The sequence below is a fragment of the Buttiauxella sp. genome, assembly GCF_049686335.1.
Taxonomy (GTDB): domain Bacteria; phylum Pseudomonadota; class Gammaproteobacteria; order Enterobacterales; family Enterobacteriaceae; genus Buttiauxella.
This window is the reverse complement of record NZ_JBAVHX010000010.1, coordinates 668,547-686,999: the sequence shown is the minus strand read 5'-3', so window position 1 is coordinate 686,999 and position 18,453 is coordinate 668,547. Positions and strand designations below refer to the sequence as shown.

15 protein-coding genes are annotated in these 18,453 nt (G+C 53.2%); 12 read left to right on the top strand and 3 right to left on the bottom strand.

The window, feature by feature from the left end:
- On the bottom strand, positions 1-265 hold a 265-nt coding region (locus WBL83_RS11975; protein WP_424589355.1), incomplete at its 3' end, for a contractile injection system protein, VgrG/Pvc8 family.
- A 280-nt stretch (positions 266-545) separates the two neighbouring features.
- On the opposite strand from WBL83_RS11975, the gene WBL83_RS11970 reads away from it, so the two are divergent.
- Positions 546-1,301 (top strand): alpha/beta fold hydrolase, encoded by a 756-nt coding sequence (locus WBL83_RS11970; RefSeq protein ID WP_424589354.1) that lies wholly within the window; start codon positions 546-548, stop codon positions 1,299-1,301.
- 77 nt (positions 1,302-1,378) lie between these two features.
- Complete coding sequence (locus WBL83_RS11965) at positions 1,379-1,612, top strand: DUF2526 family protein (protein WP_424589353.1); 234 nt, start codon at positions 1,379-1,381, stop codon at positions 1,610-1,612.
- Between the two features lie 131 nt (positions 1,613-1,743).
- On the opposite strand, the gene dtpB is transcribed toward WBL83_RS11965, so the two are convergent.
- Complete coding sequence (gene dtpB / locus WBL83_RS11960; protein WP_424589352.1) at positions 1,744-3,222, bottom strand: dipeptide/tripeptide permease DtpB; 1,479 nt, start codon at positions 3,220-3,222, stop codon at positions 1,744-1,746.
- Between the two features lie 477 nt (positions 3,223-3,699).
- Between dtpB and atzF the strand changes: the two genes are divergently transcribed.
- From atzF to urtE, 8 genes are all read left to right on the top strand, one after another.
- The gene (atzF, locus tag WBL83_RS11955) at positions 3,700-5,496 is read left to right on the top strand and encodes an allophanate hydrolase (RefSeq protein ID WP_424589351.1); all 1,797 of its coding nucleotides are present in this window, start codon (positions 3,700-3,702) and stop codon (positions 5,494-5,496) included.
- Between the two features lie 10 nt (positions 5,497-5,506).
- The gene (uca, locus tag WBL83_RS11950) at positions 5,507-9,142 is read left to right on the top strand and encodes an urea carboxylase (protein WP_424589350.1); all 3,636 of its coding nucleotides are present in this window, start codon (positions 5,507-5,509) and stop codon (positions 9,140-9,142) included.
- Between the two features lie 202 nt (positions 9,143-9,344).
- Positions 9,345-10,028 (top strand): GntR family transcriptional regulator, encoded by a 684-nt coding sequence (locus WBL83_RS11945; RefSeq protein WP_424589349.1) that lies wholly within the window; start codon positions 9,345-9,347, stop codon positions 10,026-10,028.
- Between the two features lie 23 nt (positions 10,029-10,051).
- The gene (gene urtA, locus WBL83_RS11940; protein WP_424589348.1) at positions 10,052-11,323 is read left to right on the top strand and encodes an urea ABC transporter substrate-binding protein; all 1,272 of its coding nucleotides are present in this window, start codon (positions 10,052-10,054) and stop codon (positions 11,321-11,323) included.
- Positions 11,324-11,439: 116 nt separating this feature from the next.
- Complete coding sequence (urtB, locus tag WBL83_RS11935; protein WP_424589347.1) at positions 11,440-12,930, top strand: urea ABC transporter permease subunit UrtB; 1,491 nt, start codon at positions 11,440-11,442, stop codon at positions 12,928-12,930.
- The gene (gene urtC, locus WBL83_RS11930) at positions 12,930-14,003 is read left to right on the top strand and encodes an urea ABC transporter permease subunit UrtC (protein ID WP_424589346.1); all 1,074 of its coding nucleotides are present in this window, start codon (positions 12,930-12,932) and stop codon (positions 14,001-14,003) included. The genes urtB and urtC overlap by 1 nt, the downstream gene beginning before the upstream one ends.
- Entirely contained in the window at positions 14,003-14,800 is a 798-nt protein-coding gene (gene urtD / locus WBL83_RS11925) for an urea ABC transporter ATP-binding protein UrtD (RefSeq protein WP_424589345.1), read from the top strand. The genes urtC and urtD overlap by 1 nt, the downstream gene beginning before the upstream one ends.
- A gap of 173 nt (positions 14,801-14,973) precedes the next feature.
- Positions 14,974-15,672 (top strand): urea ABC transporter ATP-binding subunit UrtE, encoded by a 699-nt coding sequence (gene urtE, locus WBL83_RS11920; protein ID WP_424589344.1) that lies wholly within the window; start codon positions 14,974-14,976, stop codon positions 15,670-15,672.
- On the opposite strand, the gene WBL83_RS11915 is transcribed toward urtE, so the two are convergent.
- Positions 15,650-16,549: a LysR family transcriptional regulator gene (locus tag WBL83_RS11915; protein WP_424589343.1), complete on the bottom strand. Its 900-nt coding sequence runs from the start codon at positions 16,547-16,549 to the stop codon at positions 15,650-15,652. The two genes, urtE and WBL83_RS11915, sit on opposite strands and share 23 nt — an antisense overlap.
- Before the next feature lie 109 nt (positions 16,550-16,658).
- Here WBL83_RS11915 and WBL83_RS11910 point away from each other — a divergent pair, with 109 nt between their 5' ends.
- Together WBL83_RS11910 and WBL83_RS11905 are read left to right on the top strand one after the other, a co-directional pair.
- Positions 16,659-17,162: a phenolic acid decarboxylase gene (locus WBL83_RS11910; RefSeq protein WP_424589342.1), complete on the top strand. Its 504-nt coding sequence runs from the start codon at positions 16,659-16,661 to the stop codon at positions 17,160-17,162.
- Between the two features lie 103 nt (positions 17,163-17,265).
- Entirely contained in the window at positions 17,266-18,444 is a 1,179-nt protein-coding gene (locus WBL83_RS11905) for a GNAT family N-acetyltransferase (RefSeq protein ID WP_424589341.1), read from the top strand.
- Positions 18,445-18,453 lie beyond the last annotated feature (9 nt).

Below are 18,453 nucleotides of genomic sequence, written 5' to 3'. Positions count from 1 at the left end.
GCGGGTGCCCGGTGAGAGTGAACCAGCGCCCCGGCTGGAGCTGCGGGCAGTTACTGGTGCCGCTGGCAAAATCCACGTTATTGCGCCAGCCTTCCACCTGATATTTAGCAAAATCGGCCCCGCGCTGCTCATCCTTAAAACGCCCCGGATAGTCAAAGATTTCATAGTCCGGGCGCTGATACGACAGGTTTGCGCCTTCTTCCCGGTACTGCGCCTGCCAGCCTGGGGCGGTGAAGGTAAAGCGGGTGCCGTCAGTGGCCATCATGTTATTCCTTCAACAAAGCATGGATTCATTGATCTGAAAGTAAAGTTTCAGTTGATCTATAAATGTGTTAAATATAATTAAATCAATTAGTTAAAATAATTTTTGAAAATAGGTGGGATAGTGGAGCATTACTGTGACTAAAGTCTCAATTTTAAATGTAGTGAAACAGACAGCAATAAAGGCTATCTATGGAAATAAAGTTTATGGCATGCATTTATCAAAACCATACGGCAAAAAATAATTCACACTTAGCTACCATCAAAAATAATGGAGTGATGACATGGATTCGTTTTTCTCGACAATTGCAAATTGCCGCGTCCGCTGGCTGGATTTACCTGGAACAGGGATACCCCTGATCTTTATTCATGGGCTCGGATGCGCCTCTTCCTATGAGTATCCCCGCGTCGTCAGCGATCCTAACTTTGCGGGCAGAAGGGCCATATTGATTGACCTGCCGGGATTCGGGTATAGCGAAAAACCCAGGGAGTACGGTTATTCAATTAAACAACAGGCGGAAGTGATTGCCGGGCTAATATCCCATCTACAACTCGACCGGTATTTTATCTATGGCCACAGCATGGGCGGCAGTATCAGTATTGAGTTGGCAACATTATTAACCGATGGTTTATCTGGATTGATTGTCTCCGAGCCTAATTTCCATCCGGGCGGTGGCTTTTTCAGTCGGCAAATTTGCAGCGTTAGTGAGGCGGATTACATTTCAACCACTCACCACGCTATGGTTAATGAAGAAAGTGGGCCATGGGCGGGAAGTATGGCGGTTGCCGCTCCGTGGGCGGTATGGCGCGGGGCAAACAGTCTGATAACAGGCAATAACTGGTTTGACATATTTGCTCAATTGCCTGTGCCGCAAACGCTGATATTTGGTGAGCAATCATTACCCGACCCAGATTTCATGCAGCTTCAAAGCCTGGGGATTAGAACTGCGGTTTTGCCAGATTGTGGGCATTGTATGTCGTGGGAAAATCCTGCCGCTTTGGCTCGAGCTTTAGAAGCATTTTGCACAAAATATGAATAAGCCTTTGTAGGGTGGATAAGCGCAAGCGTCATCCACCATTGTCTGTTCTAATGTGCAAAACAATTGAGGAGAGAGTTATGGCACATCTGGAAGACGTTACCGTTCGCGTAGATGCAGCAATCACTGAAAATGTCATCGAACATATGAATGAATTGCTGATTGTGTTGAGCGACGATGCGGAACTGAGCCGTGAAGACCGTTACGAGCAGCAGCAACGTTTGCGCACCGCCATCGCGCAAAAAGGTCATCATCATAAAGCGGAGGTCGAACAGCGCCGTGATGATTTAACCAAAGGCGGTACCATAATTTAAGTGCCGTCCTGGCACTAATGACAAACCCTTTGTAGGTCGGATAAGCGCAGCGTCATCCGACAAAATTGATGCAAATGGTGGATGACGCTAGCGCTCATCCACCATCAAAAACCGTTATTAACCTTTGTCATTTACGCGGTTTTTGCTTCCGGCAGGGTATTCATCATACGGTTTAGCCATGGCACCATGGCGGCCATAATCAGGGCAATGATAAAGGTCGTGATGCCGATTTTGCTGAAAACACCGGTATACACTGGCAGGGTTTGCAGCGGATCGTTAAGGGATTCCGGCACTGCCGTGAAGGTAGCAACGTAGCCACCCAGCAGGAAGGCTGCGGCCTGGGTCAGGAACCACATCCCGAGAATAAACCCCATCATCGTTTGTGGCACCAGTGCCGCGACCATCGCTAAACCTAACGCGCTAATCATCAACTCGCCTAAGCTTTGGAACAGATAAACCAGCACGATAAACCACGGCGAGGTCAGCCCTTGCGCGTCAGCAAACCACAGACCCGCGGCGGCGGCGGTTAAAAAACCTAACGAGCACAGGAACATGCCAAGAGTGAATTTGGCCGGCATCGTCAGGTCTTTGCCTTTGGCACCAAAACGGGTATACAGCGAGGCCAGAATTGGGCTTGCGACCACTACCCAGAAGGGGTTTAGCGCCTGAAAACTGACAGGGTTTATAGTAAAACCGAGTATTTCATGACGTACGTTGTTGATAGCGAAGAAGTTCAGTGATGTCGGCATCTGTGCATACAGAATATAAAACAGCACGGCCTCAATCATCAGCACAAAGGCGACATACATGCGGTTGCGATCGCTTTTGCTTTGCTTTGCGGCTTCCCGGAAGAAAAGGAAAATCACGATGATCGAGAGCACAATCAACACGATATTGGCCACTTGTACGTTATGCATCAGCCACGCACAGACGTAAATCATCACCACGGTTCCGGCTAAAACCATCAGCAAATTTTTGTAGCTCATTGGCTGGTGATCGGGTTCAGAACCGATATCACGCACCATGCCACGGCAGCAGAAATAAACCAGCAGTGCGAAGACTAAACCAATGCCGCACAGGTTATAGGTGACGGCATAGCCATATTTGTTGGCGATGACCGGGGCAAGAGAAAGCGACAATAACGAACCAATATTGATAGACATGTAAAACAGGGTGAATGCGCCATCTAACCGCGGATCTTTCGGCGGATAGCATTTTGAAAGCAGACTGGCGGGATTGGCCTTGAAAAGCCCGTTGCCCACCGCGATGGTACCCAGGGCAATAAAGATCATGTCCGGACTATGCAGCGATAAACCTGTCATAAAGTAACCCAACGCCAGGACTACGGCCCCGAGAACCATCGTGCGTTTGGTGCCTAATAAATGGTCGCCAACGTAGCCACCGATGGAGATCAGTCCGTAAACCAATGCGGCAAATGCGCCGAAGGTCACGAAGGCTTGTTCCTGAGAAAAACCGAGCTGTTTAACGAAGAAAACGGCCAGAATGCCTTGTACGCCGTAGTATCCAAAACGCTCCCATAGTTCAACAAAAAAGATCATAAAAAACGGTTTAGGTTGCTGCAATAAACCGGTAGGGGCGGGCTTATTCATGTTCGTTTGCCTTTAGACATTTTAAGAAAGTATAGGCGGTGAGTCGCCTGTCACTCAGGTCGTTCGGTGATGGAGTTGAATTCTATTTTTTGTGCTGACTGGCGTTGTTAATGCCTTATTCAATACGTATGATAGATTATTGTATGGCTTGATTGCTTTCTTGTTGGTTGATCACACTATAAAACAATGACTGTGACATTTTTTTGTCTGCGTGTTTTTTTCTGGTCGGATAAGCGTCAGCGTCATCCGACACCACGGGTGTAAAGGGGGGAGAAGGGGCTGACACATATTCACCCTTCAAAACGTACATTGCACCATCATCGTTAAATATAAAAAATAAAGCGCCACAACGGTGCGGTAATAATATAAGTAAATATTATTACCCCGCGTCAATGCGTTAAATAACATCACGTTAAATATTTGGCATGCTTAATGCTTTATTTATCTCATCTTGTATACCAGATGGGATTCCAGTTTATGTCAGTAGCAACTTTGTCTGAATGGGTAGCGTGCTACCGCCAGAATCCACAACAACTTGTGGCGGCATATCAGCAGTTAGATGCGGATTTATCCCGCGATGATAATGCCTGGATATATATCGCCTCGCATGACGAAATTTATGCGCAATTAACACAAGTTTTCCTGGCGATTAATTCTGGTGAAAAACAAGCGAGCGATTTCCCTTTATTAGGCGTGCCCTTTGCGGCGAAGGATAATATTGATGTGGCTGGCATGCCCACCAGTGCTGCGTGCCGTGAGTTTACTTACACACCTGAAAAAGACGCGACGGTGATTGCCCGCCTGAAAGCGGCAGGCGCGATAGTGGTCGGCAAAACCAATCTCGACCAGTTTGCCACCGGGCTGGTGGGGACTCGTTCCCCGTTTGGTGCAGTGAAAAACACCTTTAATCCCGATTATGTCAGCGGGGGTTCCAGCTCCGGGTCGGCATCTGTGGTGGCGCGTGGCCTGGTGTGCTTTTCATTAGGCACGGACACGGCAGGATCCGGGCGTGTACCGGCGGGTTTTAACAATATCGTCGGGCTGAAACCGACCAAAGGCTGGATTTCAACCGCGGGCGTGGTGCCAGCCTGCCGTCTGAACGACTGCGTTTCAATTTTCGCCCTGACCGTTGAAGATGCCGAAACCGTTGCGGCAGTGGCGGGCGGTTATTGTGCAGAAGACGCATACTCTCGCGCCAATCCGCGCACCGCTCCGGCACGTTTTAGTGAAAAACTGCGTTTCGCCATTCCTGACCAACTTGAGTTTTTTGGCGATACCTATAGCGAAGCTGCATTCGCTCAGGCACTGACACATTTGCAGCAACTGGGTGCGGAACTGGTACCGATTGATTTCAGCGTTTTTAACCAGTTAGCAGAACAACTTTATTACGGGGCATGGGTGGCTGAGCGCACCGTGGCCGTTGGCGAGATCTTCAAAAACCAACCTGAAGCGATGGATCCGACCGTGCGTGGGATCGTGGCAAATGGCCTGAACTACACCGCCTGCGATGCCTGGCAGGCGGAATATACCCGCGCTGAACTGGCGCAAAAAATTAATGCCCGGTTGAGTGAGTTTGATGCGCTGGTGGTGCCAACGTCGCCCACCATACATACCCTGGCTGAAATGGCCGAGGAGCCGGTGCGTTATAACTCGCAATTTGGCACTTACACCAACTTTACCAACCTCGCGGATCTCTGTGCCCTGGCCTTGCCTGGGGATTTCCGTGCTGACGGCTTACCTGCCGGGATCACGCTTATCGCACCAGCCTGGCATGACCAGGCCTTGAGCCACTTTGGCAAACACTGGCAGCAAGCGTTGAATCTACCCCTGGGCGCGACGGATAAACCCTTCGCCGGGAGCGGCACTGGAAAAACCTCGCCAAACCATGTCCGTGTAGCGGTAGTGGGTGCGCACCTGCGCGGCATGCCATTAAACCACCAGCTCACCACCCGCAATGCGGTGTTTATTGAAGAATCGCGAACTGCCACCAATTACCGCCTTTATGCACTTGCCAACACGCAGCCACCCAAACCTGGCCTTGTCAAAAGCACAGAAGGGCAGCCGATTGCCATCGAGCTGTGGGATATCCCGCTGGCGCGTTTTGGCGAATTTGTGGCGGAAATCCCGGCACCGCTGGGTATCGGCACCTTGACGCTTGAAGACGGTCGGCAAGTGAAAGGGTTTATTTGCGAACCCGCCGCATTAGCGGATGCCACGGATATCACCGCGTGGGGCGGCTGGAAAGCCTGGCTTGCCCGTCACCACAGCGCCTGAGGAGAAGACTATGTTTAGCTCAGTATTGATAGCAAACCGCGGTGAAATCGCCGTTCGCGCGATAAAAACGCTGAAGAAAATGGGTATCGCCAGTGTCGCGGTTTACTCCGAACCAGACGCTAACGCCCAACATGTGTTGGACGCCGATGTTGCCATGGCGCTGGGTGGCGAAAAGGCATCTGAAAGCTATCTCGATATTGAGAAAATCATTGCCGCCGCTCTTACTTCAGGCGCTCAGGCGATTTTCCCGGGTTACGGATTTTTGTCCGAACGCGCCGAATTTGCGCAGGCCTGCGTGGATAACGGTCTGGTTTTCATCGGCCCAACCCCTGGGCAAATCCGCGATTTTGGCCTGAAACATCGCGCCCGTGAACTGGCCTTTAAAGCCGATGTGCCGATGACGCCGGGTACCGGCCTGTTGCTGACGCTACAAGAAGCGCAACTGGCAGCGGCGGAAATTGGCTATCCGGTGATGCTGAAAACCACCGCCGGTGGCGGGGGCATTGGGCTGACTCGTTGTGACGATGAAATTGCATTGATTGATGCCTGGTCCAGCGTGAAGCGCATGGGACAGCAGTTTTTCAGCGACGATGGCGTGTTTATCGAGCGTTTTGTTGACCGCGCCCGTCATCTCGAAGTGCAGATTTTTGGTGATGGCAAAGGCAACGTGGTGGCGCTGGGCGAGCGCGATTGTTCGCTGCAACGCCGCAACCAGAAAGTGGTTGAAGAGACGCCTGCACCAAACTTGCCGCACGCCACGCGTGAAGCTATTCATGCCGCAGCCGTAGCACTTGGCGAATCGGTGAATTACCGCAGCGCCGGTACCGTGGAGTTTATCTACGACGCCTCGCGTGATGCCTTTTACTTCCTCGAAGTGAATACCCGTTTGCAGGTTGAACATCCCGTCACTGAAATGGTCACCGGGCTTGATCTGATTGAAAGCATGATTAACGTGGCGGCGGGTGTCACGCTCGACTGGCAGCGCATGGCGCAAGCACCGAAAGGGGCTGCGATAGAAGTGCGCATCTACGCCGAAGACGCACTGAAAAACTTCCAGCCAGCTCCGGGCGTGTTGACGGACGTGTTCTTCCCGGATGATGTGCGTGTGGACGGTTGGGTGAGTACCGGCTGCGAAGTCAGTGCGTTCTATGATCCGATGATCGCCAAAGTGATCGTCCACGGCGACGATCGTCAGCAGGCGTTAAGTAAACTGAACGCGGCGCTGGCAGCCACGCGTTTACACGGTATCGCCACCAATCTCGACTACCTGCGTCAAATCGTCCAACTGGCTGAATTTAAGGCCGGCGTGATGTGGACGCGCATGCTCGATACCGTCGTCTATCAGGCGCACGCCATTGAAGTGCTGGAGCCGGGTACGTGGAGTAGCGTGCAGGACAGCCCGGGCCGCCTCGGTTACTGGGATATTGGCGTGCCGCCATCCGGCCCAATGGACGATTTTGCGTTTCGCCTCGCCAACCGCATTGTCGGCAACCATCCGTCAGCCGCCGGTCTGGAATTTACCCTGCAAGGCCCGACGCTGCGTTTTCACAGCGATGCGATAATCGCGTTAACCGGCGCTGATTGCCCGGCAACACTGGATGATGAAGCGGTTGCATACTGGCAGCCGGTGATTGTGAAAGCAGGGCAGACGCTAAAACTGGGGCGTGCGACTTCCGGTTGCCGCACCTATCTGGCGGTGCGCAACGGGTTAGATGTGCCGGTGTATCTCGGCAGCCGTTCGACGTTTGCCCTTGGGCAGTTTGGCGGCCATGCCGGTCGTACTTTGCGCGTGGCGGATGTGCTGGCGATTTCCCAGCCGTGCCTACCAGCCTGCACCACGCCTGCACCGATTTCACTGCCGCAAACGCCAGAACCGGCGGTGATCCCACAATACAGCGATGTCTGGGAGATCGGCGTGCTGTATGGCCCGCACGGTGCGCCGGATTTCTTTACGCCCGAATCCATGCAGACCTTCTTTGAGTCTGAGTGGCAGGTTCACTACAACTCCAACCGCCTCGGTGTGCGTTTAATCGGCCCGAAACCTGAGTGGACGCGTGCCGATGGAGGAGAAGCCGGGCTGCATCCTTCCAACGTTCATGACTGCGAATATGCGATTGGCGCGGTGAATTTTACCGGTGATTTCCCGGTGATCCTGACCCGCGATGGCCCAAGCCTCGGCGGATTTGTTTGCCCGGTCACCATCGCCAAAGCGGAACTGTGGAAAGTCGGGCAGGTGAAACCTGGCGACCGTATTCGCTTCCACGCGATTACCTTCGAACACGCACAATCGCTGGAGATCGCCCAGGACGTGGCGGTCACCAATTTGTTGCATGTGCTAACGCTGCCGGATTTGCATCCGTCGATTACGCCGACCACCACCTCCAGTGCGGCAGTGCTGGCGGAACTGGCGGCTGAAAGCGATTTTCCGGCGGTGGTTTATCGCCAGGCGGGGGATAATTACCTGCTAATCGAATACGGCGACAACGTGCTGGATCTGGCGCTGCGCCTGCGAATTTATCTGCTGATGAAAGCCATCAAACAGACCGGGATCTCGGGTATTGAAGAGCTTTCGCCAGGCGTCCGTTCGTTGCAGGTGCGTTACGACAGCCAGCACATTTCTCAGTCGCAACTGCTGACGTTACTGCTCGGGCTGGAAAAACAGCTCGGCGATGTCACGAAGCTCAAAATCCCGTCACGCATTGTCCATCTGCCGATGGCCTTTGAGGACAGCGCTACGCTGGCGGCTGTTGAGCGTTACAAAGAAACCGTGCGGGCAGAGGCGCCGTGGCTTCCGAATAACGTCGATTTCATTCAGCGCACCAATGGTCTCGCGCATCGCAATGAGGTGAAACAGATCCTGTTTGACGCCAGCTATCTGGTGCTCGGTCTTGGGGATGTGTATCTCGGCGCACCTTGTGCGGTGCCGCTTGATCCTCGCCACCGCTTGCTGAGCTCGAAATATAACCCCGCACGCACCTGGACTGCCGAAGGCACCGTTGGGATTGGCGGCATGTATATGTGCATCTACGGCATGGATTCACCAGGTGGATACCAACTGGTGGGGCGCACGGTGCCTATCTGGAATACTTTCCTTAAAAATAAGCGGCTTAAGAACGAACAGTTTGGCGATGAGCCGTGGCTGCTGAAGTTCTTCGACCAGGTACGATTTTATCCGGTAACGGAGGACGAACTGACGGAGTTTCGCAGCGCCTTCCGCGAAGGGCGCGCGCAGGTACGAGTTGAAGAAGTGGAGTTCGATTTCGCCCAATACCAGCAGTTCCTCAATGACAACGCCGATGACATCGCGGATTTCCGCAAGCGTCAGCAGTCCGCATTTAACCTTGAAGTCGCGAACTGGAAAGAGCAGGAAAGCGCTGCTGTTGAAAACGCCATGCTTGCCGAACCTGAGGTGAATGAGGATCAGGAGGGCCATCTGGTGAGCGCGGATCTGAACGGCAATATCTGGAAGATCCTCGTTGAACCGGGGCAGGTGGTGAAGCAGGGCGAGCCGCTGATTGTGGTGGAAGCGATGAAGATGGAGTTGATGGTCGCCGCACCTTGCGATGGCACCGTATTGCGCATCAGTTGCCAGCAAGGCCGCCAGGTTGGGCCGGGTGATGCGTTGTTGTGGCTGGATGCGGTGTGATGTTGGGTTATGGACGCCCTCATCCCGGCCTTCTCCCCCAGGAGAAGGAGAAAACCAATCGTTCGACCTTTGCTGGGGAGAAGGAGAAAACCAATCGTTCGACCTTTGCTGGGGGAGAAGGAGAAAACCCATCGTTGGGGGAGAAGGAAAACACCAATCTGTCCCCTCTCCTGGGGGAGAGGGTTAGGGTGAGGGCGCTCCTGTGCAAATAAAAAAACCACAAGCCATCGCCGAGCGCATCTATCGCCACTTGAAACAGGAAATTTTCGATTTCCAGTTACTGCCAGGCGATCGCTTTAGCGAAAACGATATCGCGCTGCGCATGGCGGCCAGCCGGACGCCGGTTCGTCAGGCGTTGTATGCGCTGGAGCAAGAAGGGTATGTCGAAGTCCAGTCACGTAGCGGTTGGCAGATTAAAGCGGTGGATTTTGATCATCTGGAATCGCTTTACGATCTGCGCATCGTGCTGGAACTCGAGGCAGTAAAACGCCTGTGCAACTTCCCTGCAGAAGTACACCCGCTGCCATTGCAGGCGCTCAGGCAATTCTGGCTTGATGCGCCGCCCCTGGCGGATGGCGCAGAAGTCGCCAGCCACGACGAAGTTTTTCATATGACGCTGGTTGAAGCGACAGGTAACCCGGAAATGGCGCGTGTGCATCGCGACATTACCGAAAAGATCCGAATTGTGCGGCGCCTGGACTTTACTCAACGTCCACGCGTCAGTGCCACATATCTCGAGCATGGGCAAATTTTGCTCGCCATTTTGAACCGCCAACTTCAGGAGGCGCAAACCCGCTTACACGACCATATAGCCGCAAGTCAGAAAGAGGTTCGTCAAATTACTCTCCATATGCTTCAGCAAGCGAAGCATGGGGTTATTCGATAATTCGGAACTGGGGTACACACATTATGCAACGTCGCACCTTCATCAAAGCCTTCGCGCTCTCCGCGTCTGTCATCAGCATGGGTTTGGCCTTTAATGCGCAGGCCGCAGACACCATTAAAGTCGGCATTATGCATTCGCTATCCGGCACGATGGCTATTTCTGAAACGCCATTAAAAGACGTGGCGCTGATGACCATTGCCGACATTAACGCTAAAGGCGGTGTGCTCGGTAAACAACTCGAACCGGTGGTAGTCGACCCGGCGTCTAACTGGCCGTTGTTCGCTGAAAAGGCGCGTCAGTTACTGAGCCAGGACAAAGCGGCCGTGGTGTTTGGGTGTTGGACATCGGTTTCGCGTAAGTCGGTGCTGCCGGTGTTTGAAGAGCTGAACGGTTTGCTGTTCTATCCGGTGCAATACGAAGGTGAAGAGATGTCGCCAAACGTGTTCTATACCGGCGCGGCACCTAATCAGCAGGCGATCCCGGCGGTGGAATATCTGATGAGCGAAGATGGCGGGGCGGCAAAACGTTACTTCCTGCTGGGCACCGATTACGTCTATCCGCGCACCACCAATAAGATCCTGCGTGCGTTCCTGCACTCCAAAGGCGTGCAGGATAAAGACATTGAAGAAGTTTACACCCCGTTTGGTTACAGCGATTACCAGACCATCGTCTCCAATATCAAGAAATTCTCCGCCGGTGGCAAAACCGCAGTGATCTCCACCATCAATGGCGATTCCAACGTACCGTTCTACAAAGAACTGGCAAACCAGGGCCTGAAAGCGACCGATGTACCGGTTGTGGCGTTCTCGGTGGGTGAAGAGGAGTTGCGCGGCATCGACACCAAACCGTTGGTCGGCAATCTGGCGGCATGGAACTACTTCGAGTCGGTTGATAACCCAACCAACAAAGCGTTTGTCGCCGAATGGAAAGCTTATGCCAAAGCCCACAAACTGCCGAATGCTGACACCGTAGTGACCAACGATCCGATGGAAGCGACCTATGTCGGTATCCATATGTGGGCGCAAGCGGTGGAAAAAGCCGGTACCACTGATGTTGATAAAGTCCGCGCCGCGATGGCGGGTCAAACCTTCAAAGCTCCGTCTGGATTTACCCTGACCATGGACGCCACCAACCACCATCTGCACAAACCGGTGATGATTGGTGAAATCGAGGGTAATGGCCAGTTCAACGTGGTGTGGCAAACCGAAGGTCCGGTTCGCGCCCAACCGTGGAGCCCGTTCATCACCGGCAACGACAAGAAATCTGAAGAGCCTGTGAAAATGGCGAGCAACTAGCGCGTTTTCTCCCTCTCCTGGGGAGAGGGCCGGGGTGAGGGCGTCCGTCGCTAATCCCCCTCACCCTAACCCTCTCCCTCAAGGGAGAGGGGATCGATCGCATAAAGGAGACGCCCATGAAATTTGTCCGCTGGCTGCTAATCATAGCCTGGCTGCTGCCGTGTTTCGCTCATGCCGGAGATGCTGAGGATTTTGCCGCAGCAAACCGCACCCAACAGGCCAAACTGCTGCAAAACTGGGCGGCTGCACCGGATGCAAAGCGTTTACCGTTACTCAACGCTCTGGCGCAAGAAAATCTGGTGATTAACGATAAAAAAGTTCGCCTGACTAACCGGCTACGCATTCTTGCTGGCAGCGCACTGGCCAGCCATCAGTTAGTCAGTGACAACGTCACGCAGCGTTTGCAGGCTGCGAAAACCCTCCAGCGTGAGGCGCAACCGGATTTGCTTCCGCTGTTACAACAACGACTTAAAGTGGAGCAGGACGAGAATGTCCGTACCGCTCTTGAAGGTGCGGTGGCACGCCTGCAACTCACCAGTACCGACGCCAAAGTGCGCCTGAACGCGGTTGAACTGTTGAGCCATTCCAGCGACCCGGATACCCAGGCGCTGCTCAAACCGCTCACCGATCCGCAAACCGAGTCAAACGAACAGGTGCGAAAAGCCGCAGCGGAAGGGCTGAAAAAAATCCAGCATCGTCTCATGCTCGGCGACATTCTCGGCCAGGCGTTTATGGGGCTTTCTCTGGGCTCGATCTTGCTGTTAGCCGCGCTGGGGCTGGCGATCACTTATGGCTTGCTGGGCGTGATTAATATGGCGCATGGCGAAATGCTGATGCTGGGCGCGTATTCGGCGTGGATGGTGCAAAGTGCCTTTCAGCATTACGCGCCGGGCTGGCTGACGATTTACCCGATTGTCGCGCTCCCGGTGGCGTTCGCCATGACCGCCGGGATTGGTATGGCGCTTGAGCGCACCATTATTCGCCATCTTTATGGTCGCCCGCTGGAAACCCTGCTCGCAACCTGGGGTATCAGCCTGATGCTGATACAAATCGTGCGCATGGTGTTTGGCGCACAAAACATGGAAGTGGCGAATCCGGCCTGGCTTTCAGGTGGCGTGCAGGTGCTGCCGAATCTGATTCTACCGTGGAACCGTCTGGTGGTGATTGGCTTCGTGATGCTGGTGTTGCTGTTTACCTGGTTGTTGCTCAATAAAACTCGTTTGGGGATGAATGTGCGCGCAGTGACGCAAAACCGTGCGATGGCGGCTTGCTGCGGTGTGCCAACCGGAAGGGTAGATATGCTGGCGTTTGGTCTGGGTTCAGGGATCGCCGGTCTTGGGGGCGTGGCACTTTCACAGCTGGGTAACGTCGGCCCGGAACTGGGCCAGGGCTACATTATTGACTCCTTCCTGGTGGTGGTGCTCGGTGGCGTTGGCCAACTGGCAGGCACCGTCGCCGCCGCTTTTGGGCTGGGGATTTTCAACAAAATCCTCGAGCCACAAATTGGCGCGGTGCTCGGAAAAATCCTCATCCTTGTGCTGATCATTCTGTTTATTCAGAAACGCCCGCAAGGCCTGTTCGCTCTGAAAGGAAGGGTGATTGACTGATGAGCCAGCCGCTAACTTTAACGCTGACCCGCAAAGCGCCGCGTTTGTCGCGGGTATTGGGATCGCTGATGGTCGTGCTGATGCTAACGTTGCCGTTTCTGACGCTGTTGCCCGCCAGCCATCCCCTGAGCCTGTCGACCTATACCCTGACGCTGGTCGGCAAAATTCTCTGTTACGCCGTAGTCGCCATCGCACTGGATTTGGTGTGGGGATATGCCGGGCTGCTCTCATTGGGCCATGGGATTTTCTTTGCCCTTGGCGGTTATGCGATGGGTATGTACCTGATGCGCCAGGCTGCGGGTGACGGGCTGCCGGCGTTTATGTCATTTTTATCCTGGGATGCGTTGCCGTGGTTCTGGTGGGGAACGCAGCATTTTGCCTGGGCGCTGGCGTTGATTGTGCTGGTGCCAGGGGTGCTGGCACTGGTGTTTGGCTTCTTTGCCTTCCGCTCAAAAATTAAAGGCGTCTATTTCTCCATCATGACCCAGGCGCTGACTTACGCTGGAATGTTGCTGTTCTTTCGTAATGAAACCGGATTTGGCGGCAACAACGGTTTTACCGGTTTTACCACGCTGCTCGGGATGCCAATAACGGCCACCAGTACGCGCATCGGCTTGTTTATCGCCACGGTTTTGCTGCTTATCGCAAGTCTTGGCATCGGTTTTGCCCTGGCGCGCAGCAAGTTTGGCCGGGTGCTAACGGCGGTGCGCGATGCGGAAAATCGCCTGGTATTCTGCGGCTACGATCCACGAGGTTTTAAACTGTTGGTGTGGACGTTATCCGCCGTGCTATGCGGCCTGGCGGGGGCGTTATATGTCCCGCAAGTGGGGATTATCAACCCCGGTGAAATGTCACCGACCAACTCCATCGAAGCGGCTATTTGGGTGGCTTTGGGTGGGCGCGGCACCTTGATTGGCCCAATCCTCGGCGCGGGTTTGGTCAACGGTGCAAAAAGCTACTTCACCATGGCCGTGCCGGAGTACTGGCAGCTGTTTCTCGGCCTGATTTTCATCCTCGTGACCCTCTTTTTACCCCGTGGCGTGATTGGTTTACTGCGTAAGGGAGACAAATAATGCAGCCAGGTGAACCGCTTTTTACCCGTCAGCATGAAGCTGACCGATATCGCGACCAGACCGATCCGGTATTGATGCTGGAAAATATCAACGTCAGTTTTGATGGCTTCAAAGCGCTGACTGATTTGTCGCTCAATATCGGTGTCGGGGAACTGCGTTGTGTGATTGGCCCAAACGGCGCGGGTAAAACCACCCTGATGGATGTGATAACCGGCAAAACCCGGCCACAAAGTGGCAGGGCGTTTTATGATCAATCGACCGATCTTTTGCGCCTGGAGCCTGCGGAAATCGCCAAACGCGGCATCGGGCGCAAATTTCAGAAACCAACGGTGTTTGAGGCGCTGACGGTGTTTGAGAACCTGGAGATTGCGCAGAAAGCGGATAAATCCGTGTTGGCGAGTTTGCGGGCGAAACTGAATGCTGAGCAGCGTGACCGTATCGACGAAATGCTAACTACTTTGCGCCTTGGCGCTGAGCGACATCGCAAAGCCGGGCTGCTATCACACGGGCAAAAACAGTTCCTGGAAATCGGTATGTTGCTGGTGCAGGAGCCACATTTGCTGTTGCTGGATGAACCCGCCGCAGGTATGACGGATGCGGAAACCGAGTATACCGCCGAGCTGTTTCGCGGGCTGGCGGGCAAGCATTCGTTAATGGTGGTGGAACACGATATGGGGTTTGTGGAAACCATTGCCGATCACGTCACGGTGTTGCATCAGGGGCAGGTGTTGGCGGAAGGATCGTTGCGCGAAGTGCAGGCCAACGAGCAGGTGATCGAAGTTTATTTGGGCCGGTAATTTTTGGTGGATGACGCTGCGCTTATCCACCCTACAACGGCTAAAACAGTCCTTGTAGTCCATGTAGGTCGGATAAGCGAAGCGTCATCCGACAAATGTTTCAACACGTCCATTTCGTAGGTCGGATAAGCGCAGCGTCATCCGACAGATGTTTTAAGCAAAAGAGGTTAACCATGCTGCAAGTCAACGATCTCAACCAATACTACGGAGGCAGCCATATCCTGCGCGGAGTCTCCTTTGAAGCCAACATCGGTGAAGTGACCTGCCTGCTTGGGCGCAACGGCGTCGGGAAAAGTACCTTACTGAAATGTCTGATGGGGCTCATCCCCGCGAAATCGGGCAGCATCAACTGGCAGCAAAAAAACATCACCAGCCGCAAACCTCACCAACGCGTGCAAGCGGGGATTGCGTATGTCCCCCAGGGTCGTGAGATTTTCCCGCGCCTGACGGTAGAAGAGAACTTGCTGATGGGGCTTTCGCGTTTTGCCGGGCGGGATGCGAGGTCAGTATCAGAAGAGATTTATCAGCTTTTCCCGGTGCTAAAAGAGATGAAACAGCGACGTGGTGGCGACCTTTCCGGCGGGCAGCAACAGCAGCTGGCGATTGGTCGTGCGCTGGCCTGCAAACCTCAGTTACTGATCCTTGACGAACCGACCGAAGGCATTCAACCCTCGGTGATTAAGGAGATCGGTCAGGTTATTAGCAGCCTTGCGGCAAAAGGTGATATGGCGATTTTACTGGTGGAACAATTTTATGACTTTGCCGCAGATCTGGCCGACAGTTATCTGGTGATGTCGCGCGGGTCGATTATTCAACGGGGAAGTGGAGCCAATATGGAAACGGATGGCGTCAGGGGGCTGGTGGCGATTTAAGGCTTTCTTCGCCACTTAACAACGCCACCAGTAACTCAATCTCCTTGTCCGCTACGTCTCTTGCTTCATTGACCAGTAGATAAAGCTGCGTGGTGCGCCGACTCCCCTGAACTAATGGCAGTGGAAGCAATTCACCGGATGCGATTAACGGCTGGATTTGGTCTTCGGGTAACCATCCGTATCCCACGCCGTGAACAATCGCTTCAATGGCGGCCTCAATGGTCGTAAAAGTCCAGCTTTCTGCTGCAGCAAATGGGCGGCTATGACTTTGTTGCTGAACACGGTCGACAATTTCGATTAAAGGATAGCGAGCTAAATCATCCCGACTGAGCGGTGCAGGGAGTTGCAGTAAAGGATGCTCCCGATGCGCCACAGCAACAAATGTGACGCCCATTAATGCTTTCCCGCTGGTTGCCACCTCTTCTGACTGGGTCACTAAATAGACGTCAGCTTCGCGACTCTTTAAATCAGACAAGCGCTCGCTACGCAGCACTTCGGTGAGATGCACCTGCGTCATGGGGTACGTCTGTTGAAAGCGGCGCAATACGTTGAAGAGAGTCGATTTGGGAAAAATGCTATCCACGACTAAGTCTAACCGCGCGCGTTCACCCCGCTTCAGAGCCGCAGCGCGGTTTTCTAGGGTCAGAAAACCCTGCAGTAAAGGCTGGGCCTGGGCTAAAAGTTGTTGTCCTTCTGGCGTGAGTTCAGCCTTACGCCCGACAATCGTCAACAATGACACGCCGAGCCGTTCCTGCATCAACGTTAACTGATAACTCAGCGAGGATTGGCTACGGTTAAACTCTTCTGCCGCGCGTGCAAAACTCCCGTAATGGACAACCGCCTGTAATAACTGCCACTGCTCAAGTGTGGTTTTCATGCCAATTAAAACCCATCTAAATTTTAAATGTATTTGTCCTAATAATAGCGTTATTAATCGAATAAGTACATGGATACACTGCTCTCATTAACTGAAAGGGAGAAAGAAAATGAGCAATTTCGATAAACACGATTTGAGCGGTTTTGTAGGAAAACACCTTGTGTATACCTATGACAATGGCTGGAATTATGAAATCTACGTTAAGAATGCCACTACGCTGGATTACCGTATTCACAGTGGGATTGTCGGTAATCGTTGGGTGAAAGATCAGACAGCCTGCATCGTTCGCGTTGCCAGGTCGGTGTATAAAATTTCCTGGACCGAACCGACAGGGACAGACGTTAGTCTTATGGTGAATCTGGAAGATAATATTTTCCACGGCACCATCTTCTTCCCACGTTGGGTCATCAATAATCCGGAAAAAACGGTCTGTTTCCAGAATGAGCACATCGCTGAAATGGAAGCCTTGCGTGATGCCGGTCCAGCTTATCCCACTGAAGTGATTGATGAATTTGCAAACATTACCTTTGTTCGGGACTGCGGTGAAAATAACGAATCCGTAATTAATTGCCCGGCCAGCGAATTACCGGCTAACTTCCCAGAAAATCTATGACGTTCATCCCACGTTTAAACCGTGCCAACTGGCACGGTTTTCAAACAAAGGGGATTGTGTAAAAGTAATTGCCTACACGTACTCATTTATCCGGTGAATGACTTTGGCAAACTCGACTAACGAATATCTGCAACCTATCGGTAATGCGCTGCCAGACTGGCAGCCTCGTCCACGCCCTGAACGCCTGGTTCTGCAAGGCAAGTTTTGTCATCTCGAACCGTTAAGTCATGACCATGCAGAGGATTTATGGGCCGCATGGAATACCGCCAAAGACGATAGTGGCTGGACGTATCTGAGTATCGGGCCGTTTAGCAACCAGCAGCAATTTACTGCGTTCATCGATACGGTTGCGCAGAGCAACGACCCACTGCACTTTGCGGTTATCGACGAGCTAACGGGTAAAGCCGTCGGTTCGCTGGCGTTGATGCGCATTGACCCGGCTAACGGCGTGGTCGAAGTCGGTTTCGTGATGTATTCCCCGCTATTACAACGCACCGTTCAGGCGACGGAAGCCCATTTCCTGCTGATGAAATATGCCTTTGGTTTGGGCTATCGTCGCTATGAATGGAAATGCGACAGCTTAAATGCGCCATCGCGCCACGCGGCGATTCGTTTAGGGTTCCGCTATGAAGGGCTTTTCCGCCAGCTGGTGGTGTACAAGCAGCGCACGCGTGATACCGCATGGTTTTCGATTCTTGATAGCGAATGGCCGGTTATTCAGCAGGCATTCGAAAACTGGCTTTCTGCTGAAAATATGCCAGGCGGCATTCAGAAAACGGGGTTGTCGCAGATGCGTAAAAACCTGATGTCAGTACAGACTCCTGCGGCCAGACAAAAGGTTCAAGTGAAAGCCCTTGAGGGGAGTGATTACGCGGCGTGGAAGGTGTTATGGCAAGGGTATTTGTCGTTCTACAACAGCCAGTTGAGCGATGAACTCAGCCAGCTCACCTGGCAGCGACTGCTTGATCCCGCCGAGCTAATGTATGCGTTAGGGGCGTTTAATGAAGACGGGAAGATGCTCGGGTTTGCCCATCTGATTTATCACCGTGGAACCTGGTCGGCGGGGGATCATTGCTATCTTGAGGATCTGTTTACCGCCCCAGAGTCGCGCGGCAAAGGTGTTGGGCGGGCATTGATTGAGGCGGTATATCAGCACGCGCAGGCGAAAGGGTCACAGCGCGTTTACTGGCATACGCATGAAACCAATGCAGCGGGCCAGGCGTTATACGATAAGTTAGCGGATAAGCCCGGGTTTATTCAGTATCGAAAAGATTTGGTATAGCGTAACCCT

Excerpts from the sequence above, each read along its gene's own strand:
- uca (WP_424589350.1), top strand. The coding sequence starts at position 5,507 with ATGTTTAGCTCAGTATTGATAGCAAACCGCGGTGAAATCGCCGTTCGC.
- dtpB (WP_424589352.1), bottom strand. The coding sequence starts at position 3,222 with ATGAATAAGCCCGCCCCTACCGGTTTATTGCAGCAACCTAAACCGTTT.
- atzF (WP_424589351.1), top strand. The coding sequence starts at position 3,700 with ATGTCAGTAGCAACTTTGTCTGAATGGGTAGCGTGCTACCGCCAGAAT.
- urtE (WP_424589344.1), top strand. The coding sequence starts at position 14,974 with ATGCTGCAAGTCAACGATCTCAACCAATACTACGGAGGCAGCCATATC.
- urtA (WP_424589348.1), top strand. The coding sequence starts at position 10,052 with ATGCAACGTCGCACCTTCATCAAAGCCTTCGCGCTCTCCGCGTCTGTC.
- WBL83_RS11915 (WP_424589343.1), bottom strand. The coding sequence starts at position 16,549 with ATGAAAACCACACTTGAGCAGTGGCAGTTATTACAGGCGGTTGTCCAT.
- urtD (WP_424589345.1), top strand. The coding sequence starts at position 14,003 with ATGCAGCCAGGTGAACCGCTTTTTACCCGTCAGCATGAAGCTGACCGA.
- WBL83_RS11970 (WP_424589354.1), top strand. The coding sequence starts at position 546 with ATGGATTCGTTTTTCTCGACAATTGCAAATTGCCGCGTCCGCTGGCTG.
- WBL83_RS11965 (WP_424589353.1), top strand. The coding sequence starts at position 1,379 with ATGGCACATCTGGAAGACGTTACCGTTCGCGTAGATGCAGCAATCACT.
- urtB (WP_424589347.1), top strand. The coding sequence starts at position 11,440 with ATGAAATTTGTCCGCTGGCTGCTAATCATAGCCTGGCTGCTGCCGTGT.
- urtC (WP_424589346.1), top strand. The coding sequence starts at position 12,930 with ATGAGCCAGCCGCTAACTTTAACGCTGACCCGCAAAGCGCCGCGTTTG.
- WBL83_RS11910 (WP_424589342.1), top strand. The coding sequence starts at position 16,659 with ATGAGCAATTTCGATAAACACGATTTGAGCGGTTTTGTAGGAAAACAC.